Below are 18821 nucleotides of genomic sequence, written 5' to 3'. Positions count from 1 at the left end.
GCATGACGGCCATTGCCAATCAGCTGCTGAGCCAGGTCCTGCGCCTGCAGGTGCGCCTGCTGGCCTGTCGCGAGCGCCTGGCCGCACAGACCGACCCGGAGGCGCTGCATGACCTGCGTATTGCCCTACGCCAGTTGCGCAGCCTGTTGCGCCCTCTGGTGGATCTGCCCTGTTGCGCTGCGTTGCAGCAGCGTGCTGCCGCCCTCGGCCGATTAAGCGGCCCCCTGCGTGATCTTGAGGTATTGGCCGGTGAGCTGCAGCGCCGTGGTTGGCCAGCGGCTGCAGCGGTTCGGGCCGCACAGCTGGCGCCCGGTTATCGCCAGTTGCTGGCCAGTCCGGCCCTGGATGAACTGCTGCAGGCCCTGGATAACTGGCCAGGGCAGTGGCACCAGGCCGCCGCCTGCGGCCAGTTGCGTGGCCTGAACAGAGCCATTCGTCGCCGTCTGCACAAGGATCGCCAGCGTTTGCTGCAGGCACTGCAGGATCCGGCGCACGACCGCCATCGTCAGCGTTTGCTGATCAAGCGCCTGCGCTACGGGGCCGAGCAGTATCCGCGTCAGGCCCAGCTTGGGACCGAGCTGTCCGGCTGGCTTAAGCAGGCCCAGAGTGTCCTGGGCGATTGGCATGATCACTGGCAATGGTTGCTGCGCGCCGACAGCGAGCCTGACCTGGCGCCCTATCGGCTGAGCTGGCAGCAGGCCATGGCGCTTGAGGCTCGGCGCGCCGACCGGCTGCTGGAAAAACTGGTAGAAAAACTTTCTAACTGAGCCTCGGCTTTGGCCGAAATGCCCTGTGTCCGGGGCGATTCTTTGCCCTAAGATCGCTGGCGAGTTAAAGCCTGTGAGGTGGTTATGCAGTTTTCCGAATTGATTGCGGCGGTGCGCAGCAAGCCGCACAGCCTGCAGGTGCCAGAGCAGTGGGCCCAGGGCCGGGCCAGTTTTGGTGGCCTGATGGCGGCTTTGGTGTACGAAGCCATGCGCGCCCAGGTGCCGGCCGGACGGCCGGTGCGCTCCCTGGCCATCACCTTTGTCGGCCCGGCCGAACCCGAGGTGCCGCTGAGTTTCGAGGTGGAGGTGCTGCGCGAAGGCAAGGCGGTCAGCCAGGTGCTGGGCCGTGCCGTGCAGAACGGCCAGGTGGTGACTCTGGTGCAGGGCAGCTTCGGTGGCAGCCGCGAATCGCGCATTCAGGTCAGCGCCGAGCCTGCGCCCCAGGCGCCAGCCGCCGAAGCGTGCCAGGAATTGCCCTATATCGCCAATGTCACCCCGGCCTTTACCCGTTTTCTGGCCATGCGCTGGGCCTTCGGCGGCATGCCTTTCAGCGGCAACAAGGCGCGGGAAATGGGCGGCTGGGTTCGTTTGCGCGAGCAGAGCGAGGTGCAGAGGGTGGATGAGAGCCATCTGCTGGCCCTGGTGGATGCCTGGCCGCCGGCGGTGTTACCGCATCTGACGACGCCGGCACCGGGCAGCTCGCTGACCTGGACCATCGAGTTCGTCCAGCCTGTGGCCGAGCTGAGCACCCAGGACTGGTGCCTGTACCGCGCACAGATCGAACACGCCCAGGATGGCTATGGTCATGTGGCGGCGGCGCTGTGGAGCCCGGCGGGCGAGCTGCTGGCCATCAGCCGGCAGACCGTGGCGGTATTTGGTTAGGTCCCGTAGGGTGCGCTGCGCGCACCCGTGTTTTGCAGTCAGCGTTGGTGCGCACAGCGCACCCTGCGAGCCGATGTTTACAGCTTGAGCTGACGAATCGCCTTGTTCAGCTCGCCGGCCAGTTCCGCCAGTTCGCCGCTGGTGGCGGCGGACTGGCTGGTCTGATTGACGGTTTGCTCGGTGACGTCGCGGATGCGAATCACCGCGCGGTTCATCTCCTCGGCCACCTGGCTCTGCTGCTCGGCGGCCACGGCGATCTGGGTATTGCTCTCGCGCATATGGGCCACTGACCCGGTGATGGCGTTCAGGGCTTCGCCGGCCTCGTCGGCCTGCTTGACGCACTCGTCGGCCTTGATCGAACTGTCCTGCATAAACTCCACGGCGTCGCGGGTGCCGCTCTGCAGGGTGTTGATCATCTGGGTGATTTCGTCGGTGGAGTCCTGCACCCGCTTGGCCAGGTTGCGTACCTCGTCGGCCACCACGGCGAAACCGCGGCCCATTTCCCCGGCGCGGGCCGCTTCGATGGCGGCGTTGAGGGCCAACAGGTTGGTCTGCTCGGCAATACCGTGGATCTCGTTGACCACGCCGCTGATCTTCTGGCTGTCGGCGGCCAGGCGTTCGATCATCTGCGCGGTCTGCTGCACGCCGCTGGACAGCCCGGCAATCGATTGAGCCACCTTGTTGACCACTTGCTGGCCGCTGCAGGCCAGTTGCTCGGCGGTCTTCGACTGGTCACGGGTATCGGCGGTGTGTTCGGCGATATGGTGCACGGTGGCCGACATTTCGTTGATGGCGGTGGCGGCCTGTTCGGTTTCGCTCTGCTGCTCCAGCATGCCCTGGCGTACCTCGCGCATGCTCACGGCCAGGCGTTCAGCACCCTCGTCCAGGCGTGCGGCGGACTGCGCGACGATGCACACCACACGCTGGTAGCCGGCCTGCATGGCGTTGAAGGCACTGGCCATCTGGCCCACTTCGTCGCGGCAATCCAGGGGCACTCGGGCACTCAGATCACCACTGCGTTCAACCTGCAGCATCACATCCTTGAGGGTATTGAGGTGGCTGAGCAGAAAACGGATCAACAGCTGCGAGGCGGCCAGCAGGATCAGCATCAGCACCGCCACCACCACGGCATAACTGAAGGCGCGCTCGAAGAACAACTGCAGCAGGCTGGGAGCCTGGGCCAGTACGGCGATGCGCTGGCCATCGGCGCGCACCAGCACCTCGGCGCCGATCAGCTGGGTCTCGCCACTCAGGGTTGCGGCGGGCATCTCGACCCAGCCGCGGGCGCGGCTGAGCAGGGCGCCCTGATTATTGGCCAGACGCGGGGTGCTGCCTTCGGCAAAACTGATCAGCTGCGCGTTGCTTGGCAGGGGCTGCTCGGCCGGCCACTGGGTGAGCAGACTGGCCTGTTGCTGGGCGGCCTGCTTGGCCAGGTCGCGCTGCACCTGTTGCTCCAGTTGCAGGGCATAGAGCACCAGCAGCAAGGTGGTGAAGAAGGCGACCGCATTGACGGCCCAGAACTTGTATTTGAGGGAAAGATCGCTAACCCAGTTGCCCATGGTGATGTCTTCTGTCAGTGGCGGGGGATGCACTTTGGCAAAGTGCCAGCAGTATCGGGCAAAGCGGCCCGAGGGCCGTTGATCTCCATCAACTTTGCCTTGCAGTCTGTAACGACCCGGATACCAAAGACTTTAGCGGGCTGTTGAAAAACTACCTGCGTGGGCTATCCGGCGTTAAAAACGGCCTCAAAATGCTCATGTACAACTCGTACACTCCGCTTTTTCGGCCGCTTTTTCCTTGTCTTGCCTGCCTCGCCTACGTTTCAACAGCCGGCTAGCCGCTGAACTCGGGCAGGCGGAAAAAAGCCCGGGCGCAGGCGGTGCTGTGGGCGGCCAGTTGTTCGGCGGTTTCACCGCGATGGCGCGCGACCTCGTTGAGCACCTCGATCAGATAGGCCGGCTCGTTGCGGCCGCTCTTGGGCTTGGGGCGCAGGCTGCGCGGCAGCAGAAAAGGCGCATCGCTTTCCAGCATCAACCGGCCTGCCGGGATATTGCCCACCAGCTCATGCAGGTGGGTGCCACGGCGCTCGTCACAGATCCAGCCGGTGATGCCGATATGCAGATCCAGATCCAGATAAGCGAACAGGGCGCGCTTTTCCCCGGTAAAGCAGTGCACCACCAGGGCCGGCAACTGATCGCGATAATGGCGGACGATGGCCAGCAGACGCTCGCTGGCATCGCGCTCATGGAGAAACACCGGCATCTGTAGCTGCACCGCCAGGGCCAGCTGTTCCTCCAGTACCTTTTCCTGTTGCGGCCGTGGCGAGAAGTCGCGGTTGAAGTCCAGGCCGCATTCGCCCACGGCCCTGACCCGCGCCTCGCCCAGCAGGGCCTTGAGCCGGTTTTGGCTGTCGACGCTCCAGCTGCTTGCATCGTGGGGATGGATGCCAGCGGTGCTGAACAGGCGCTCACCGCGCTCGTCGAGTTGCTGACACAGCTCCAGCGCCTGCTGGCTTTCCTCCAGGCTGGTGCCGGTCAGCAGCATCTGCTGCACGCCGGCTGCATAGGCTCGTTGCAGCAGCCCTTCGCGGTCGTGGGCCAGGCTGGGGTGGGTCAGATTGACGCCAATATCGATCAGTTGCATGGGGCTACCCGCTCAATGAGCGGCGCAGCATAGCAGAGGCGTTCGTGCAACTTTAAGCCCGCCTGGTCTGTCGTTTATGTGCGCTTGACCGGTGCGCTGCACGGGTGGCTGTGCCAAGCTTCGCAACCTTGATGCCGCGGGAACTGTCGACGGTTGCGCGCACTCTGAATGATCCCTTTATTGCCACAGGCCGGAGCCCTGATGTTGCGAGCCCTGCTACTGCTGTGTCTGGTGTGGCTGAGCTGGCCGGTGGCTGCGCGGGTCGGCAGCGCCTTGCCTGGCCCGGCCAATATGGCGGCCAGTCGTGATCTGGCAAGCATTCGCAGCAGTGGCGAGCTGCGCGTGCTGGTCAATCAGAGTCGCAACAGTTCGGGGCAGGTCAAAGGCCAGGCGATCGGTATCGAATACCAGCGCCTGCGCGCTTTTGAGCAGTATCTCAACCGCACGGCGGGCGATGGTCGGCGCCTGAGCTTGAAGATCATTCCCAAGGCCAAGGATCAGCTACTGGCCGCCTTGCTGCGTGGCGAAGGCGATCTGGTGGCGCCGGGGGAGCTGTTGAGCAAGCCGCCGGGCAGTCAGCTACGCGCCAGTGCGCCGCTACGCCGGGATGTGCCGCTGATCATCGTTTCGCGCCAGGCCGATCGTCGCTACCAGAGCCTTGAGCAGATGTCCGGGCGCAGCCTGGCCTTGCCCCGCGGCAGCGTGGCGGCCGAATCCCTGCGTCTGCTCAACCAGAACCTGATCGAGCAGAAGCGCTCGCCCGTGGTGCTGGAGTGGGGCGATGCCAGCCTGGCGGTGGAGGACGTGCTGGAGATGGTGCAGGCGGGGATCTTCAGCATGACCGCGGTGGAGCTGCCAATCGCCGAACGCTGGGCCAAGGTCATGCCCAGGTTGCGCCTGGAGCGCCATCTGCAACTGGCCGGGGAAGGCGCCATGCATTGGTATCTGCGCCGCGATGCGACCATGCTGGGGGCCAGTGTCGACCGCTTTATCAAGGGCTATCGCGAGCCGGCCGATCAGGATGTGGCCCTGCAGCGGGTCTACCGGCGCCTGTATCGGGTGCAGTACCCCCTGGGACGGGTGGAGCGCCAGCGCCTGGAAAAGGTGCGCCCGGTCTTGCAGCGCCATGCCCAGCAACAGGGCTTCGACTGGCTACTCCTGGCTGCCCTGGCGTTCAAGGAGTCGACCCTCAACCCCGCCGCTCGCGGGGCGTCCGGGGCCACCGGGCTAATGCAGGTGACGCCGGGGGCGGCGCGCAGTGTCGGGGTCAGTGATATTGCTTCGCTGGAGGGCAATGTACTGGCCGCCAGCAAATACCTGGCGATGATCCGGCGCAACTTCTTCAACAGCCCCCAGCTCGATGAGCGCGAACGCCTGGCCTTTGTCCTGGCCGGCTACAACATGGGCCCTCAGCGGGTGCAGAGTCTGCGGGCCGAGGCGCGCCGACGTGGGCTGAACCCCAATCAGTGGTATTTCCAGGTGGAGCGGGTGGCCATGGAGCAGATGGGCATGGGGGTGGTCAGCTATGTGAATAGCGTGAACAAGTATCACCTGGCCTATCAGCGTGAGCGCTATTTGCTGGAACCTTAAATAAATCGATTTATTTGATTTATTAAAGCGTATTTATGCGCTTTTTATATTCGATTATTGGGCTATTCTCTGTTCACCAACTCCCAACAAGAAGGGCCACTGCACATGAACAACCTGATCAAATCCCTTGCTGCAACCCAGGCCGGCTATGGCCTGACCATTCTGCGCATCATCGCCGGTATCACCTTTGCCGCCCATGGCGCGCAGAAGTTGTTCGGCTGGTTCGGCGGCTACGGCCTGGCCGGTGTGGCCCAGTGGATGGAAAGCATCGGTCTGGCGCCGGGCTATCTGATGGCCCTGCTGGCCGGCAGCGCCGAGTTCTTCGGTGGCCTGGCCCTGATTGTCGGCCTGCTGGCGCGTCCTGCCGCGGCGGTGCTGGCGGTGACCATGCTGGTGGCCATCGTTACCGTGCACCTGGCCAACGGCTTCTTTATGAGCAACAACGGCTACGAATTCGCCCTGGCCCTGCTGGCCATCAGCCTGGCAGTGATGATCGAAGGGGCCGGCAAGCTGTCGCTGGATCGTCGTATCGCCTCCTGAACACAGATTGCAGCCATGACACAGGCCCTCCTTGCGAGGGCCTTTGCGTTTTCTAGTTTGCGCGTGTCGAGGCCAGTTGTGCGGCGGCCTCCAGGCGCAGGCGTTCGCGCTCATCGAAGTTGGCTTCGATCAGGCGCTCGATGGCACGACTCTTTTCCTGTTGGCTCAGGCCACTGTTGGCTTCGATGGCGGCTTTCTCCGACTGGTACTGGGCGATGCGCCTGGCCCAGTGCTGGCGTTTCTGGTCCAGGGCTTCCAGGCGTTGGGTGGCTTCGCTGCCGACCAGTTGCTGACGTAACTGGCGGATCTGGGCCGCACTGGCACCGGCGGCCTTGAGCTGTGCGGTCTGCTGGCGCAGCTCGTTCTGCAGCTGCGGTAGCACGGCGTCCTGCATCTCGGCGGGCAGGCTGTTGCGCAGTTGGTCGACGGCTGCGGCCTTGGCCGCATCATCCAGGCGTGGATCATGAACGATGGCCAGGCGTTGCAGGTTGAACTGGTTATAGGCTTCCTCGCGGGCGAAGAAGGCCTGTCGGGTCGTATTGTCAAACAGGCGCGCGCGCAGGGCCTGCACGGCCAGTTCGCGCTGGCGCAGGGCGTCCAGGCTGGCCATTTGCGGCAGGTCACGCTCCAGCAGCACCAGTTCGCGTTTGTACAGCAGGTACTGCTCCAGCAGGGCCAGGGCTTGCTGCCTGGCCGGCTCGGCCAACTGCCTGGCGATATAGCCCTGCAGGCGTTCGACGCTGGCCTTGAGGGGTTCTTCGCCTACGGCGGCGAGAAAGTAATCGAAGATACGCCGGATATCCTCGCTGACCAGCAGGTTGCCGGCGGCATCCAGGCGAAATACCCCGTCCACCTCGGTGCCGGCAAAGGAGGCGGGCAGCGGCTTGAGGCTGGGGGCGGGTTGAGACTTGGCTGCAGTGCTTGTCCTGGCGCTGCTGGCAGTCGTTGCCGTCGATTGTTCCAGCAGCGGCTGTTGCGGCGCCTGGCCCGGTTCGGGTTGCTGCAGGTACAGCAGCACCGCAAGGCAGGCGGCAAAGGGCAGGGGGGAAAGCAGCAGGAGTTTTTTCACGGCGATGCTCGGCACGAAAAGGGGCCCGCAGGGGCCCCAGAGGGATTACAGACCGTCGTTTTTCAGGCGGTTGGCATGCTGGCGATAAACGCTTACCGGGTCGGTTTCGAACAGGCTAGTCAGGCCGAAGGCCTGGTTGACCTCGTCCAGGTGGTTCATCCGGTAGTTGTCGCGGATCACCTTGCCCATGCGCGAACTGCACCGCCCAACCAGTCCGTCGTTGGCTTCGCTGCCAAAGGTCAGGGAGCTGGCGCCGAGCAGCAGGTCGCTGGGGTCGAGAATATTGGTCACCGGGCTGGTGCCGCTCCAGGAGTAATAACGCACGCCATTCACGCTGTAGGCGCCTTCACCGCAGGCGGTGGTGGGGATGCCCTGAGGGAACTTGGCATTGAAGCGGGCTGCGCCTTCGCTGTTGAGTGATTCCAGCGAGCCCAGAGCGTTCTGTGGGCTGGTGCTGGAGCTGCCGGAGAGGAAGTTGATCAGCATGCCAAGGCCGTTGACGATGCCGGCCAGCAGGGTTTCCCCGGCCGAGCCCGGGGGGACCTGGCGGATAAAGTCGGCGGTGGCCGAGCCCTTGTGCGGCGCACCGACGCTGGTGGCCGAGGCCACAAGATCCGGGCGAATGGCTGCTACATAGCGGATGGTCGGGCCGCCGTGGCTGTGGCCGATCAGGTTGACCTTGGGCTTGCCACTGATGGCGACGATATCTTCGACCTGTTCCAGCAGCTGCTCCCCCCGGGCTTCGGAGGTGTCCAGCTGGCTGACTTCGGTGATATAGACGCTGGCGCCATCACGGCGCAGGGCTGATGGAATGCCGTACCAGTAATCGACACCCAGCAGGCTGTCGAAGCCGAGCATGCCGTGGGCCAGGACGATGGGGTATTTGGTCTGGGTGTAGCCGGAGGAGCCGAACCAGAAGGCATTGGCCTGGGTGGTGGCCATCAGGCCGGCACCTAGGCAAAGGGCAAGCAGGGTTTTCTTGTTATTCATCAGTACGCTCGCAGTAGGTGAGTCGGGCAGTGCGGGCATTCCATGCGACCTGCTACCTCCGTCCCGGAGGCAAATTCGGGCCAGCGTGGTATCGCAGAAAACATGCCAGGTGACGTGCCTGGCGCGGGGATGGCTCTAAAACGCTTGTTTGATCCCGATGCCGGTGTTGATCCGGCATCGGGCTGTGCTTGCCGCTGTTACGGGGCGAAACCGCCAGGCCGGTGGATTCGCCACAAATAGCCCTGAGCCAAGGCCCAGAAAAGCGCTTGAGCAGGGGTAAATCCAGGCTGTTTTGTCATGCGGCCAATCAAAGGATGGGGCAAAGGATGGGGGCACCTCTTGCGCCTTGAAAAGCTGCTTGTTGACAGTCCCGCGCAGGGTTCATAGGATGCCGACTCATGCGCCGATTTAAACAGCTACTTGCGGGGCGCCGGGTGACCTGTCATGCACAGAACCCTGAGAAGTTCTCACCGAGGCTTCGAAATACCGCTAAAGCGCTGGTTCGGTGTCGCCTCTCACCGCTGCCCAGCGGGATTCACGAGGCGGAGACACACAGATGACCTGTCCCCAACCCCATATTCGTCTGGCCCCCATCACCAGTGGCCCGTTGCGCAACCCGAGAATTCTGCTGGGTGGCAGCCATCAGCCGACGCTTTTGCGCTACCTCGACGGCTGGCCCAAGCGCTGGGGCGCGCCCTCCACCTTTATGATCCAGTTCACCCATGACGGTGAATCCCTGAGCCGTTTTGCCAGCGACAGTTTCGATCTGGCGGTGATTCAGGCGCCCAGCGCCGAACAACTGGAAGACGGGGTGCGCCAGCTGGTGCGGGTGGCGCGCCAGGGCCTGATTACCCGGCGCTGATGGATGGGACCTGAACTCTCTCAGGGGTAGTCGATCGCTACCACATACCAGAGCCTGTCACCGGTCGGGGTCTGCACCCGTACCTCGGCGTCCAGGCTCTTGCCGACCAGGGCGCGGGCCAGGGGCGAGTCGATGCTGATCAGGTTCTGCTTCAGGTCCAGTTCGTCCGGGCCGACGATGCGGTAGCGCGCCTCGTTGCCGTCCTCATCTTCCAGGGTTACCCAGGCGCCGAAATAGACCTTGTCCGGATCGCTGGGGCGGGCGCTGACCACCTTGAGGTTTTCCAGGCGCTTGGTCAGAAAGCGCACACGGCTGTCGATTTCGCGCAGCATCTTCTTGCCATAGGTGTACTCGGCGTTTTCCGAACGATCCCCCTGGGCAGCAGCTTCGCTGACCGCCTGGGTCACCTGGGGGCGGCGCACATGCCACAGCTCATGCAGCTCGGCGCGCAGGCGCGCCTCACCTTCCGGGGTGATCAGGGGCGTGCCGGCACTGCGGGGTGGACGATAGCGGCTCATAACTCAACCGATAGGCAAGGGGCGCTGAGTCTATCAGCCCTCACGCAGCACCGTCAGCGGGCTGATATTCAACGCCCGGCGGGTACCCAGCACGCCGGCGCCGGCCACCAGCAGGGCGCCCAGCAGCGGCAGCACAAGCAACCAGGGGTGGGGCTGCCAGGCCAGGTCGAAGGCAAAGCGATAGAGCAGGTAGCTGATAAGCTCGCAGCCCAGGGCGGCGAGCAGGCCACTGGCGGCGCCCAGCAGACCGAACTCGGCGCGCCGGGCCCTGATCAGCAGCCCCCGTTCGGCGCCCAGAGCGCGCAGCAGGGCGCCCTGGCGGATGCGTTCGTCCAGGGTGGCCTGCAGGCCGGCGAACAGCACGGTCAGGCCGGCAGCGAGAACGAACAGGAGGACAAACTCGATGGCCAGGGTGACCTGGTCGAGGATGCTGCGCAGTTGCGCCAGCAGGGCCTCGACCTGCAGCAGGGTCACGGCGGGGAAGGCGCGGGCCAGCTCCACCAGCTGGCGCTCCTGATTGGGCGGCAGGTAGAAGCTGGTCAGGTAGGTGGTCGGCAGATCCTGCAGGGTGCCGGGCTCGAAGATCATGTAGAAGTTGGGCTGGAAGTTGTTCCAGTCCACCTTGCGCAGGCTGGTCACGCGGGTTTCGCGGTCGAGTCCGCCGACGCTGAAGGTCAGACGATCACCCAGCTGCAGCTTGAGGCTCTCGGCCAGTTCCGATTCCACCGACACTCCAGGCAGCTCGTCGGCGGCCTGCCCGGACCACCAGGCGCCAGCGATCAGCTGGTTGTCAGCGGGCAGTTCGGCGGCCCAGGTCAGGCTGAGGTCGCGGCGAATGGCACGCTCGCCCTGGGATTCCTTGCTCACAAGCTGACGGACCGGCTCGCCGTTGATCAGGGTCAGGCGCCCCGGCACCACGGGAAAGAGTGGCGCGGGATGGGGTGACAGCTCGGCCAGGCGATCCGCAAAGGCCTGTTGCTCGGCCGGCAGGATATTCAGGGCGAAGTGATTGGGCGCCTGCTCCGGCAACTGCTCCTGCCAGGTGTCGAGCAGTTCGCCGCGCAGCAACGCGATCAGGCTCATGGCCAGAATGATCAGGCCAAAAGCCAGGCTCTGTCCGGCGGCGGCCAGAGGGTGGCGCAACAACTGGCCCAGGCCCAGGCGCCAGGGCAGGGCGGCATCGGCCAGCAGGCGGCGCAGGCTCTTCAGGCCGAGCAGCAACGCGCCGCCCAGTAGCAGGGCGGTAACCAGACCGCCACCGAGCAGGGCCAGGGTCAGTTGCAGATCCAGGCTCAGGCGCCACATGATCAGGCCCAGAGCCAGCAGGGCTGCGCCATACACCAGCCAGGCGCTGGCCGGCAGCGGTAATAGATCGCGGCGCAGAACCCGCAGCGGTGGCACGCGGCCAAGGGCAGCCAGCGGCGGCAGGGCGAAACCGGCCAGGGCCACCAGGCCGGTGGCCATCCCGGCCAGGGCCGGCCAAAGACCACCGGGAGGGATTTGCGCCGGCAGCAGATCCCCTAACAGGCTGAACAGGGCCAGTTGCGCCAGCCAGCCGAGCAGGGCGCCGGTCAGGCTGGCCGCCAAACCGAGCAAGGCCAGTTGCAGGCTGAACAGGCCCAGGGCCTGCCGCCGCGACAGCCCCAGGCAGCGGAGCAGGGCGCTGGCGTCAAAGCGCCGGGCGGCGAAGCGGGCCGCCGACAGGGCCACGGCCACCCCGGCCAGCAGCACCGCGGCCAGGCTGGCCAGGTTCAGGTAGCGTTCGGCCCGGCCCAGGGCGTTGCCGACCTGACGATTGCCGTCGCGGGCATCTTCCAGGCGTTGATTGGGCGCCAGGCTGGGGCTGACGGCCTGACGAAAACGGGCCAGGGCATCGCGCTCGCCGCGCCACAGCTCCTGGTAGCGCACCCGGCTGCCGGGCTGAACCACGCCGGTGGCCGGCAGATCGTCCAGATGCATCAGCAGGTGCGGGGTGAGGCTGTAGAAATCGCCGGCTTCGTCCGGCAGGTAGGTCAGCACCCGGGTCAGGCGCAGGGGCTTGGCGCCGACCTCGATCATATCGCCGGGTTGCAGGTCCAGGGCCACGAACAGCCTGGCCTCGGCCCAGGCTTCACCGGGTTGCGGGCCGGGGCCGGTTTCTTCAGCCTGATAAAGGGCTGCGGCACTTTTCAGGGGGCCGCGTAGCGGATAGTCGTTGCTGGCGGCCTTGACGCTGGCCAGCTGGATGCCACTGTCGCTGGCGATCACGCTGGAAAACTCCACCAGGTGGGCATGTTCCAGGCCCATTTGCTGCGCCAGCTGCAACTGTTCGTCAGGGTTGGGCGAGCTGCTGGTCAAGCGCAGATCGGCGGCGAGGAATTCGGTGGCGCGCAGCAGCATGCCGTCGTTCAGGCGCGCACTGAAATAACCGATGGCGGTGCTGGCCGCCACGGCGATCAGCAGGGCGAAGAACAGCACGCGCAGTTCCCCGGAGCGGGCATCACGCAGCAGTTGGCGGCTGGCCAGGACCAGCAGGCGGGACAGCGGCATATGCGGCATCAGGGCTCCACCCGGTCTACCAGATGGCCGCCCTCTAGGCGGATCAGGCGCTGGCAGCGGTGCGCCAGGCGTTCGTCATGGGTCACCAGCACCAGGGTGGCGCCCTGTTCCTGATTCAGCTCGAACAGCAGGTCGCTGATGCGCTCGCCGGTGTGGCTGTCCAGGTTGCCCGTGGGTTCGTCGGCGAACAGCACCGCAGGTTCGGCGGCAAAGGCCCGGGCAATGGCCACGCGCTGTTGTTCGCCACCCGAAAGCTGGCGCGGGTAGTGGCTCAGGCGCTGGCCCAGGCCCACTCGTTCGAGAAGCGTGCGAGCCCGTTGGCGGGCATCGGCATGGCCTTCGAGCTCCAGCGGCAGCATGACGTTTTCCAGGGCATTGAGGCTGTCGAGCAGCTGGAAGGACTGGAATACAAAGCCCACCTGCTCGGCGCGTACCCGGGCGCGCTGGTCTTCATCCAGTTGGCCCAGGTCTTGGCCTGCCAGCAGCACCTGGCCTGAGCTGGGCAGGTCGAGGCCGGCAAGCAGGCCGAGCAGGGTGGATTTACCCGAGCCGGAACTGCCGACAATGGCCAGGCTGTCACCGGAATTCAGTTCAAGGGAGAGGTCATGGAGTATGGTCAACTCACCTTCCGCGCTCGTGACCACTTTGCTAAGGTTTCGCGCGGTGAGAATACTTGAGCTCATGGAGATTCCAATGCGTGCATGGTTGATCAGTACTGCCCTGGCCCTGCTGCTGTGTGCGCAGAATGCACTGGCGGGTACGCTGCTGGTCGTCGGCGATAGTATCAGCGCCGCTTTTGGCCTGGATACCGGCCAGGGCTGGGTTGCCCTGCTGGAGGAGCGCCTGGCCGAGCAGGACTACCCCCATCAGGTGGTCAATGCCTCCATCAGTGGCGACACCAGCTCGGGGGGCGCCGCGCGCCTGCCGGCGCTGCTTGCGGAGCATCGACCGAGCCTGGTGATCATCGAACTGGGAGGCAACGATGGCCTGCGTGGCCAGCCCCTGGCGCAATTGCAACAGAATCTTGCCAGAATGATCGATGACAGCCGCGCCAGCGGGGCGCAGGTGTTGCTCCTGGGCATGTTGCTGCCGCCCAATTACGGGATGCGTTACACCACGGCTTTCGCTCGGGTGTACGAGAGCCTGGCCCATGACAAGCAGGTGGCCTTTGTCCCCTTCTTTCTCGAAGGCGTGGGCGGGGTGCCGGGCATGATGCAGAACGACGGCATTCATCCCACTGCCAAGGCCCAGCCACTGATGCTGGAAAACCTCTGGCCGACCCTGAAACCTTTACTCTGACAGGCTTTTCTGCGCCGGACGTTTCGGCTAATGTGGCGGCCCTTACTGGAGCCCTCGATGCCGCGCCCCGCCTGGTCCTTGCATGCCTATCAACTGATCGAGCCCGACGAGCAGCTTGACCTGTTCGCCTGCCGTGAAGTGCGCGTTCATCTGCTGGCTCGTCAGCTGGAGCTGGGCGGTTTTGCCGACCGCACCTTGTGCGGCGGCTTGCTCCCGGCGCAGCCGATCTGGCGTGATCTGAACCGGACCATGCTGCGCGACAAGCGCCTGTGCCCGGCCTGTGCCGAAGTTCTCAATGCCCAGCGCCGAGGCGAGCGGCCACCCCTGGCCTGACTCGCAACGCCAGTGAGCGGGCGCGGGTGTACAATCCCTGAGTCAATTTGTCAGCCATAACCCCTAGGAATTTGCAGATGCTGTGCCCTGTCTTTGCTGTCAGTCGTAGCCTGTTGCTCGCTTCGGTCTTTGCGGTCGGCACGGCCCAGGCCTTGGAGTTGCCCCTGCCGCCACCTGGCGAGGATGTCGTCGGCCAGGTACAAGTGATCAAGGCCAAGTATGAAGATACCTTCGCTGATCTGGGCTCGGCCAATGACCTGGGCTATCTGGAGATGGTTGCGGCCAACCCGGGTGTCGACCCCTGGCTGCCGGGCGAGGGCAGTGAAGTGATCTTGCCCACCCGCTTTATCCTGCCGCCTGGGCCACGGGAAGGCATTGTGATCAACCTGGCCGAATACCGTTTGTATTACTACCCGAAGGGTCGCGATGTGGTTTACACCTACCCGCTGGGTATCGGGCGTGAAGGCTGGAGTTCACCGATTGCCTCCGGACGTGTGACGGCCAAGACGCCGAATCCCGGCTGGACTCCGCCCCAGTCGATTCGTGATGAGCATGCGGCTGAAGGTGACCCGTTACCGGCCTATGTGCCGCCAGGTCCGGACAACCCCCTGGGTCCGTTCAAATTTACCCTGTCGATGCCGGGCTACCTGATTCATGGGTCAAACAAGAAGTTCGGCATTGGTATGCGCGTCAGCCATGGCTGTTTCCGCATGCTCAACCACAACGTTCTGAAGTTGGCTGAGCTGGTCCCGGTGGGCACTTCGGTGCGCATCATCGATGAGCCCTACAAGTTCGGCCGTAGCGGCGGCAAACTTTATCTGGAAGCACATGCACCGCTGCAGGATGAAGGTCAGCCTTCGGTGGTGGATAAGCACTCCGCGGTGATCAATGCGCTGCTCAAGCGTGACGGCATGGATGAGTTGCGTCTGGACTGGGATATGGTGCGCGAAGTGGTTGCCGCAGAGGATGGCTTGCCGGTGGCCATTGCCCAGGTCGAGGAAGTGATCGCCAGTCGCGAACCCGGCAAATAAGTTCCTGCAGCAAATTAGCCGTCGTGCGCGTAGTCCGACGGCTTTTTTATGCGCATAAAAAAGCCGACCCGGTCACCCGGGTCGGCTTCTCATAGCCTTGGGGGCTATTACTTGCGGCTGGCTTTTTCCAGCATGCGCAGAGCGCGCTCATTGGCTTCATCAGCAGTCTGCTGAGCCTTCTGAGCAGCGGCCATAGCGTCATCAGCCTTGCGATAGGCTTCGTCGGCACGGGCCTGAGCGCGAGCAGCTGCATCTTCAGTTGCAGTCAGACGAGCTTCAGTTTCTTTGGACATGCTGCTGCAACCGGTAGCCAGAACTGCGGCCAAAGCCAGAGCAGAGAATTTCAGAACGTTGTTCATCGTGTTCCCCTTGAGGTGGAGTTTTTCCATAAAAGCAACTTCCCGATGGTAGGAAATTAGCCGGCGTACATACTACCCGTAACTTTTAGTAAGTAAATGGAGTCTCAGCAAGGCCAGCCTGTTTTTTTTCATAACGTTCATGCTGGCCATAGCTTAATAAGTGCGGTTGATCAAAAAGCAACCAGCTTACAAATGCTAACGGATGATGGCGTCACTTTGTTGGTATAAGAAACGCTGTTATTGAGTCTGCTGCTGGTGCGCTGTGCTGGCCATACCTGGCCATACAAGTATAAGAAGGGAGTGCAAGGATGTTGGGTAATCTGGGGTTGTTTGTCGGGCTCGCATTGCTGATGTGGATGGCCTTGCGTGGGGTCAACATCTTTATTGCGGCGCTGTTCTGTTCATTGGTCGTGGCGCTGAGTAATGAGTTGCAGGCGCCTCAGGCCTTGCTCGAATACTTTCCCTTCGGCCCACTGGGGGCTTTTACCTTCGCCGGCAAGTTTTTTGTGTTGTTTCTCTGCGGCGCCATATTCGGCAAGGTCATGGCGGCCAGCCAGGCGGCCAGCAGCATTGCCCAGGCCATTACCCGCAGTTTGGGGACCCAGCGCACCCTGTGGGTGGCCATGTCGGTCTGTGCATTGCTGACCTATGGCGGCGTGGTGGTGTTCGTGGTGATTTTCACCATGTACCCCCTGGGTATCACCCTGATGCGCGAGGCCAATCTGCCCAAGCGTCTGTTCTGCGCGGCCACGGCCCTGGGGGCCGGCACGTTCACCATGACCGCCTTGCCAGGCTCGCCTTCGATTCATAACGTGATTGCCGCCAGTGCACTGGGTACCGATCTGTTTGCCGGTGCCTGGATTGGCTTGCTGGCCAGTGCAGTGATGATCGTGCTGGGCATGGCTTATGTGCAGCGTGAGTGGCGCCTGGCCCGTGAGCGTGGTGAGGGCTTTGACGCCAATGCCCAGGATCTGCGCATGGAGCAGTTGGCGGGCACTCCGGGCTCGGGGCCGCACTGGGGGGCTGCGGTAGTGCCTATTGTGGTGGTGCTGGGTGTGATCATGCTGCCGCGTCTGCTACTGCTCAGTGGTGGGGTGACAGCGGGAGAGGGCGTGCTCGGGCAACTGGTCGGCTTTAGCCAGAAACAACCGATCATCTGGCCCAGTCTGGCCCTGGTGATCGCGACACTGGTGGCTATCCTGCTATTCCCGGCCCTGCGCCGTAACACCGTGGCCTTGCTCGGTCAGGGTGCGGACGATTCGATCATGCCGCTGCTCAATACGGCTGCGGTCATCGGCTTTGGCGGTGTGGTGACTCAGACAGCGGGCTTCGGTCAGTTCGCCCAGTGGATTCTGACCGTGGATCTGCCGCCGCTGTTGTCGATCTTTGCTTCGGTCAGTGTGGTGTCGGGGATTGTGGGTTCATCTTCAGGGGGCTTGCAGATCTTTATGCAGACCCTGGCGCCCAAGTATCTGGAGATGGGCGTGGAGCCCGAGGTATTGCACCGTGTGGCCGCGGTGGCCTCCGGTGGCCTGGACTCCCTGCCGCACTGTGGCGCGGTGATTGCCATGTTGATGATTATGGGCTTGACCCATAAACAGGCCTACAAGGACATCTTTATGGTCACCGTATTAATTCCCATGATCGCGGTACTGCTGTGCATCGGCGTGTTGAGCCTGATGGCAGGGTAATGACCCTGGCTGCCCTGTGGCAGAGCTGATAAGCTGCCCGCCGTTTTCGCAGCGGCGGTAGTGGCTGTTTGCGGCCTATCAGGGATGAGTGCATGGCGAAGTTGATTAAGTGGGGCCTGCTTGCGGTACTGGCGATTGCATTGTTGATCAAGCTTTCGCTGTGGTTGTCGGTGCGTTCGATCATGGCAGATGCCACGGCGCAGCTGTCGCCGATCATGAACATCAGTTATGGCGGTATCACCTCGTCCTTCGATGGCCGGGTTGGCCTGGAAAAGGTCAGGATCGTCGTGCCGGCCATACGCGACAGCCTGCAGATCGAGCATGCCGAGTTGAAGTTCAATGGCCTGGGCGAGTTGCTCAGCTTCAAGGAGCGGCTGGCGGCGGGCAAATTTCCCGAGCAGATGGCCGTTAGCATCCAGGGTCTGGAGCTTGAGGCGCACGGCCCCTTTATGCAGCAACTCTACGACACGCCGACGCCGCGCAGTCTGTTCACCTCCATGGGTGAAGTGGTCTGCGGCAAGGTGAAGCGCATCGGTACTGTCGACCTGCTGGACATGGGCTATCGCACCCTGGAGACCGACGGGCAGTTCTCCTACCAGTTTCAGCCGGGCTTGCAGAAACTCAGCTTCAACCTGACCTCCGATACCCGCGATATGGGCGAGTTGCGGCTGGGCTTTACCGTGGCCAATATGCCGGAGCGTCCGGTGGATCTTCGCCTCAATCCACCGCGGGTTGAGCGCGTGACCTTCGAGCTCAACGATAACCAGTATCAGCGCAAGGTTCAGGACTACTGTGCCGGCAAAGAGGGGCTGGATCGTGAAGCCTATGTGCAGGCGGTGGTGGATAAGTTCGACCGCGTTCTGCGCAGCCAGCGCATTGCCCTGAATCAACCGGTGCTCGATGCCTATGCCCGTTACCAGGCCGACCCGCAGTCGCTGCGTATCGAGCTTGAACCGACCGAGGGGCTGATTTGGGATGGCTTGCAGTTCTTTGATGCGGACGATGTGTTGACCATGTTGCGCCCCGTGGTGCTGGTCAATCAGCAGGCCGTCGACTCCCTTGGGTTTGCCTGGGTCGATCCGAATAAAACCCGCAAGACCGATCAGGACAGTGACTCAGCGCCTGCTGCCGCGCCGGTTAAGCCGGTTTCTGAGGCGGGGCAGGAGCGCTTTGTCAGCGTGACGGGGCTGGGCGATCATATTGGCAAACGCTTGCGCTTTGTCACTTATGATGGCATGTACTACCAAGGCACCCTGACTCGGGTAACCGACGGCAAGGCTTACCTGAGTCTCCACGGCGGCAATGGCACGGCGGAAATGTCGCTGCGCCTGGAGAAAATCAATAAAGTGAAAGTGCAGTTTTAGCGAGCGTGCAGTTTGGGTTTACGAGAGGCGTTACGATGAGCGAAGGGTTGTCCATTCACCACGATGTGCCAGGGCACCAGTTCGAGACCACGGTTGATGGGGATCGGGCCTACCTGGCTTACATGGATCTGGGCAAGCAGACCCTGGATATCTATCGCACCTTCGTGCCCAACTCCTTGCGTGGTCGCGGCATTGCCGCGGCGCTGACCGAGCATGCGTTGCAGTATGCCGAACGTCAGGGGTATACGGTGATTCCCTCCTGCTCCTATGTGGAGCGTTATATGCACAGGCGCCAGCGCTTGACCCAGCCGGGGTGAGCACCAACAAAAATGCCAGTCAGTGACT

General features: G+C 63.3%; 19 protein-coding genes. 11 read left to right on the top strand and 8 right to left on the bottom strand.

The genetic code is table 11. The features are described from left to right. The first annotated feature begins 2 nt into the window (after positions 1-2). Together GJV18_RS11930 and GJV18_RS11925 are read left to right on the top strand one after the other, a co-directional pair. On the top strand, positions 3-767 hold the full coding sequence (locus tag GJV18_RS11930) for a CHAD domain-containing protein (RefSeq protein WP_160345687.1): 765 nt from the start codon (positions 3-5) through the stop codon (positions 765-767). An 84-nt stretch (positions 768-851) separates the two neighbouring features. Next, the gene (locus GJV18_RS11925; protein ID WP_160345685.1) at positions 852-1649 is read left to right on the top strand and encodes an acyl-CoA thioesterase; all 798 of its coding nucleotides are present in this window, start codon (positions 852-854) and stop codon (positions 1647-1649) included. A 77-nt stretch (positions 1650-1726) separates the two neighbouring features. Here GJV18_RS11925 and GJV18_RS11920 read toward each other — a convergent pair whose 3' ends face one another. Continuing rightward, on the bottom strand, positions 1727-3208 hold the full coding sequence (locus GJV18_RS11920; protein ID WP_160345683.1) for a methyl-accepting chemotaxis protein: 1482 nt from the start codon (positions 3206-3208) through the stop codon (positions 1727-1729). A gap of 274 nt (positions 3209-3482) precedes the next feature. Further along, the gene (locus tag GJV18_RS11915) at positions 3483-4292 is read right to left on the bottom strand and encodes a TatD family hydrolase (protein WP_160345681.1); all 810 of its coding nucleotides are present in this window, start codon (positions 4290-4292) and stop codon (positions 3483-3485) included. 201 nt (positions 4293-4493) lie between these two features. On the opposite strand from GJV18_RS11915, the gene GJV18_RS11910 reads away from it, so the two are divergent. Together GJV18_RS11910 and GJV18_RS11905 are read left to right on the top strand one after the other, a co-directional pair. Beyond that, positions 4494-5882, top strand: a complete 1389-nt coding sequence (locus GJV18_RS11910; protein ID WP_160345679.1) for an MltF family protein — start codon at positions 4494-4496, stop codon at positions 5880-5882. 105 nt (positions 5883-5987) lie between these two features. Beyond that, complete coding sequence (locus GJV18_RS11905) at positions 5988-6422, top strand: DoxX family protein (protein WP_160345677.1); 435 nt, start codon at positions 5988-5990, stop codon at positions 6420-6422. Positions 6423-6474: 52 nt separating this feature from the next. Here the strand turns inward: GJV18_RS11905 and GJV18_RS11900 are convergent, their stop codons facing one another. Beyond that, positions 6475-7491: a lipase secretion chaperone gene (locus GJV18_RS11900; protein WP_160345675.1), complete on the bottom strand. Its 1017-nt coding sequence runs from the start codon at positions 7489-7491 to the stop codon at positions 6475-6477. Positions 7492-7536: 45 nt separating this feature from the next. Next, a complete protein-coding gene (locus GJV18_RS11895) occupies positions 7537-8481 on the bottom strand; it encodes an alpha/beta hydrolase (RefSeq protein ID WP_160345673.1) in 945 nt (314 codons plus the stop codon). A 556-nt stretch (positions 8482-9037) separates the two neighbouring features. Here GJV18_RS11895 and GJV18_RS11890 point away from each other — a divergent pair. Then, a complete protein-coding gene (locus tag GJV18_RS11890; RefSeq protein WP_160345671.1) occupies positions 9038-9343 on the top strand; it encodes a class I SAM-dependent methyltransferase in 306 nt (101 codons plus the stop codon). 20 nt (positions 9344-9363) lie between these two features. Here the strand turns inward: GJV18_RS11890 and greB are convergent, their stop codons facing one another. From greB to GJV18_RS11875, 3 genes are read right to left on the bottom strand one after another with little or no spacing between them, the layout of a single operon-like run. After that, positions 9364-9861 carry a transcription elongation factor GreB gene (greB, locus tag GJV18_RS11885; RefSeq protein ID WP_160345669.1) on the bottom strand — a complete coding sequence of 166 codons (498 nt, stop codon included), beginning with the start codon at positions 9859-9861 and terminating at the stop codon, positions 9364-9366. Between the two features lie 33 nt (positions 9862-9894). Further along, positions 9895-12399 carry an ABC transporter permease gene (locus GJV18_RS11880; protein ID WP_160345667.1) on the bottom strand — a complete coding sequence of 835 codons (2505 nt, stop codon included), beginning with the start codon at positions 12397-12399 and terminating at the stop codon, positions 9895-9897. Further along, positions 12399-13082, bottom strand: a complete 684-nt coding sequence (locus GJV18_RS11875) for an ABC transporter ATP-binding protein (protein ID WP_160345665.1) — start codon at positions 13080-13082, stop codon at positions 12399-12401. The genes GJV18_RS11880 and GJV18_RS11875 overlap by 1 nt, the downstream gene beginning before the upstream one ends. A 10-nt stretch (positions 13083-13092) precedes the next feature. On the opposite strand from GJV18_RS11875, the gene GJV18_RS11870 reads away from it, so the two are divergent. The 3 genes from GJV18_RS11870 (at position 13093) to GJV18_RS11860 (ending at position 15062) form a co-directional block, all read left to right on the top strand. Then, positions 13093-13698, top strand: a complete 606-nt coding sequence (locus GJV18_RS11870; RefSeq protein ID WP_160345663.1) for an arylesterase — start codon at positions 13093-13095, stop codon at positions 13696-13698. 57 nt (positions 13699-13755) lie between these two features. After that, positions 13756-14031: a hypothetical protein gene (locus GJV18_RS11865; RefSeq protein WP_160345661.1), complete on the top strand. Its 276-nt coding sequence runs from the start codon at positions 13756-13758 to the stop codon at positions 14029-14031. A gap of 80 nt (positions 14032-14111) precedes the next feature. Then, complete coding sequence (locus tag GJV18_RS11860) at positions 14112-15062, top strand: L,D-transpeptidase family protein (RefSeq protein WP_178113447.1); 951 nt, start codon at positions 14112-14114, stop codon at positions 15060-15062. Between the two features lie 107 nt (positions 15063-15169). On the opposite strand, the gene oprI is transcribed toward GJV18_RS11860, so the two are convergent. Beyond that, positions 15170-15421 carry an outer membrane lipoprotei OprI gene (gene oprI / locus GJV18_RS11855; RefSeq protein WP_090242095.1) on the bottom strand — a complete coding sequence of 84 codons (252 nt, stop codon included), beginning with the start codon at positions 15419-15421 and terminating at the stop codon, positions 15170-15172. 308 nt (positions 15422-15729) lie between these two features. Between oprI and GJV18_RS11850 the strand changes: the two genes are divergently transcribed. From GJV18_RS11850 to GJV18_RS11840, 3 genes are all read left to right on the top strand, one after another. Further along, positions 15730-17112 (top strand): GntP family permease, encoded by a 1383-nt coding sequence (locus GJV18_RS11850; RefSeq protein WP_160345657.1) that lies wholly within the window; start codon positions 15730-15732, stop codon positions 17110-17112. Between the two features lie 92 nt (positions 17113-17204). Then, positions 17205-18476: a hypothetical protein gene (locus GJV18_RS11845; RefSeq protein ID WP_160345655.1), complete on the top strand. Its 1272-nt coding sequence runs from the start codon at positions 17205-17207 to the stop codon at positions 18474-18476. A 35-nt stretch (positions 18477-18511) separates the two neighbouring features. Then, a complete protein-coding gene (locus GJV18_RS11840; protein WP_160345653.1) occupies positions 18512-18793 on the top strand; it encodes a GNAT family N-acetyltransferase in 282 nt (93 codons plus the stop codon). Positions 18794-18821 lie beyond the last annotated feature (28 nt).

Source organism: Pseudomonas xionganensis, from assembly GCF_009763245.1.
Taxonomy (GTDB): Bacteria; Pseudomonadota; Gammaproteobacteria; order Pseudomonadales; family Pseudomonadaceae; genus Aquipseudomonas; species Aquipseudomonas xionganensis.
The sequence above is the reverse complement of the archived record's forward strand: the minus strand, read 5'-3'. Positions and strand labels throughout refer to the sequence as shown.

What these genes read in the sequence shown, in the direction of transcription:
- GJV18_RS11930 (WP_160345687.1), top strand. Translation starts at nt 3, where the DNA reads ATGACGGCCATTGCCAATCAGCTGCTGAGCCAGGTCCTGCGCCTGCAG.
- GJV18_RS11925 (WP_160345685.1), top strand. Translation starts at nt 852, where the DNA reads ATGCAGTTTTCCGAATTGATTGCGGCGGTGCGCAGCAAGCCGCACAGC.
- GJV18_RS11920 (WP_160345683.1), bottom strand. Translation starts at nt 3,208, where the DNA reads ATGGGCAACTGGGTTAGCGATCTTTCCCTCAAATACAAGTTCTGGGCC.
- GJV18_RS11915 (WP_160345681.1), bottom strand. Translation starts at nt 4,292, where the DNA reads ATGCAACTGATCGATATTGGCGTCAATCTGACCCACCCCAGCCTGGCC.
- GJV18_RS11910 (WP_160345679.1), top strand. Translation starts at nt 4,494, where the DNA reads ATGTTGCGAGCCCTGCTACTGCTGTGTCTGGTGTGGCTGAGCTGGCCG.
- GJV18_RS11905 (WP_160345677.1), top strand. Translation starts at nt 5,988, where the DNA reads ATGAACAACCTGATCAAATCCCTTGCTGCAACCCAGGCCGGCTATGGC.
- GJV18_RS11895 (WP_160345673.1), bottom strand. Translation starts at nt 8,481, where the DNA reads ATGAATAACAAGAAAACCCTGCTTGCCCTTTGCCTAGGTGCCGGCCTG.
- GJV18_RS11890 (WP_160345671.1), top strand. Translation starts at nt 9,038, where the DNA reads ATGACCTGTCCCCAACCCCATATTCGTCTGGCCCCCATCACCAGTGGC.
- greB (WP_160345669.1), bottom strand. Translation starts at nt 9,861, where the DNA reads ATGAGCCGCTATCGTCCACCCCGCAGTGCCGGCACGCCCCTGATCACC.
- GJV18_RS11880 (WP_160345667.1), bottom strand. Translation starts at nt 12,399, where the DNA reads ATGCCGCATATGCCGCTGTCCCGCCTGCTGGTCCTGGCCAGCCGCCAA.
- GJV18_RS11875 (WP_160345665.1), bottom strand. Translation starts at nt 13,082, where the DNA reads ATGAGCTCAAGTATTCTCACCGCGCGAAACCTTAGCAAAGTGGTCACG.
- GJV18_RS11870 (WP_160345663.1), top strand. Translation starts at nt 13,093, where the DNA reads ATGCGTGCATGGTTGATCAGTACTGCCCTGGCCCTGCTGCTGTGTGCG.
- GJV18_RS11865 (WP_160345661.1), top strand. Translation starts at nt 13,756, where the DNA reads ATGCCGCGCCCCGCCTGGTCCTTGCATGCCTATCAACTGATCGAGCCC.
- oprI (WP_090242095.1), bottom strand. Translation starts at nt 15,421, where the DNA reads ATGAACAACGTTCTGAAATTCTCTGCTCTGGCTTTGGCCGCAGTTCTG.
- GJV18_RS11850 (WP_160345657.1), top strand. Translation starts at nt 15,730, where the DNA reads ATGTTGGGTAATCTGGGGTTGTTTGTCGGGCTCGCATTGCTGATGTGG.
- GJV18_RS11845 (WP_160345655.1), top strand. Translation starts at nt 17,205, where the DNA reads ATGGCGAAGTTGATTAAGTGGGGCCTGCTTGCGGTACTGGCGATTGCA.
- GJV18_RS11840 (WP_160345653.1), top strand. Translation starts at nt 18,512, where the DNA reads ATGAGCGAAGGGTTGTCCATTCACCACGATGTGCCAGGGCACCAGTTC.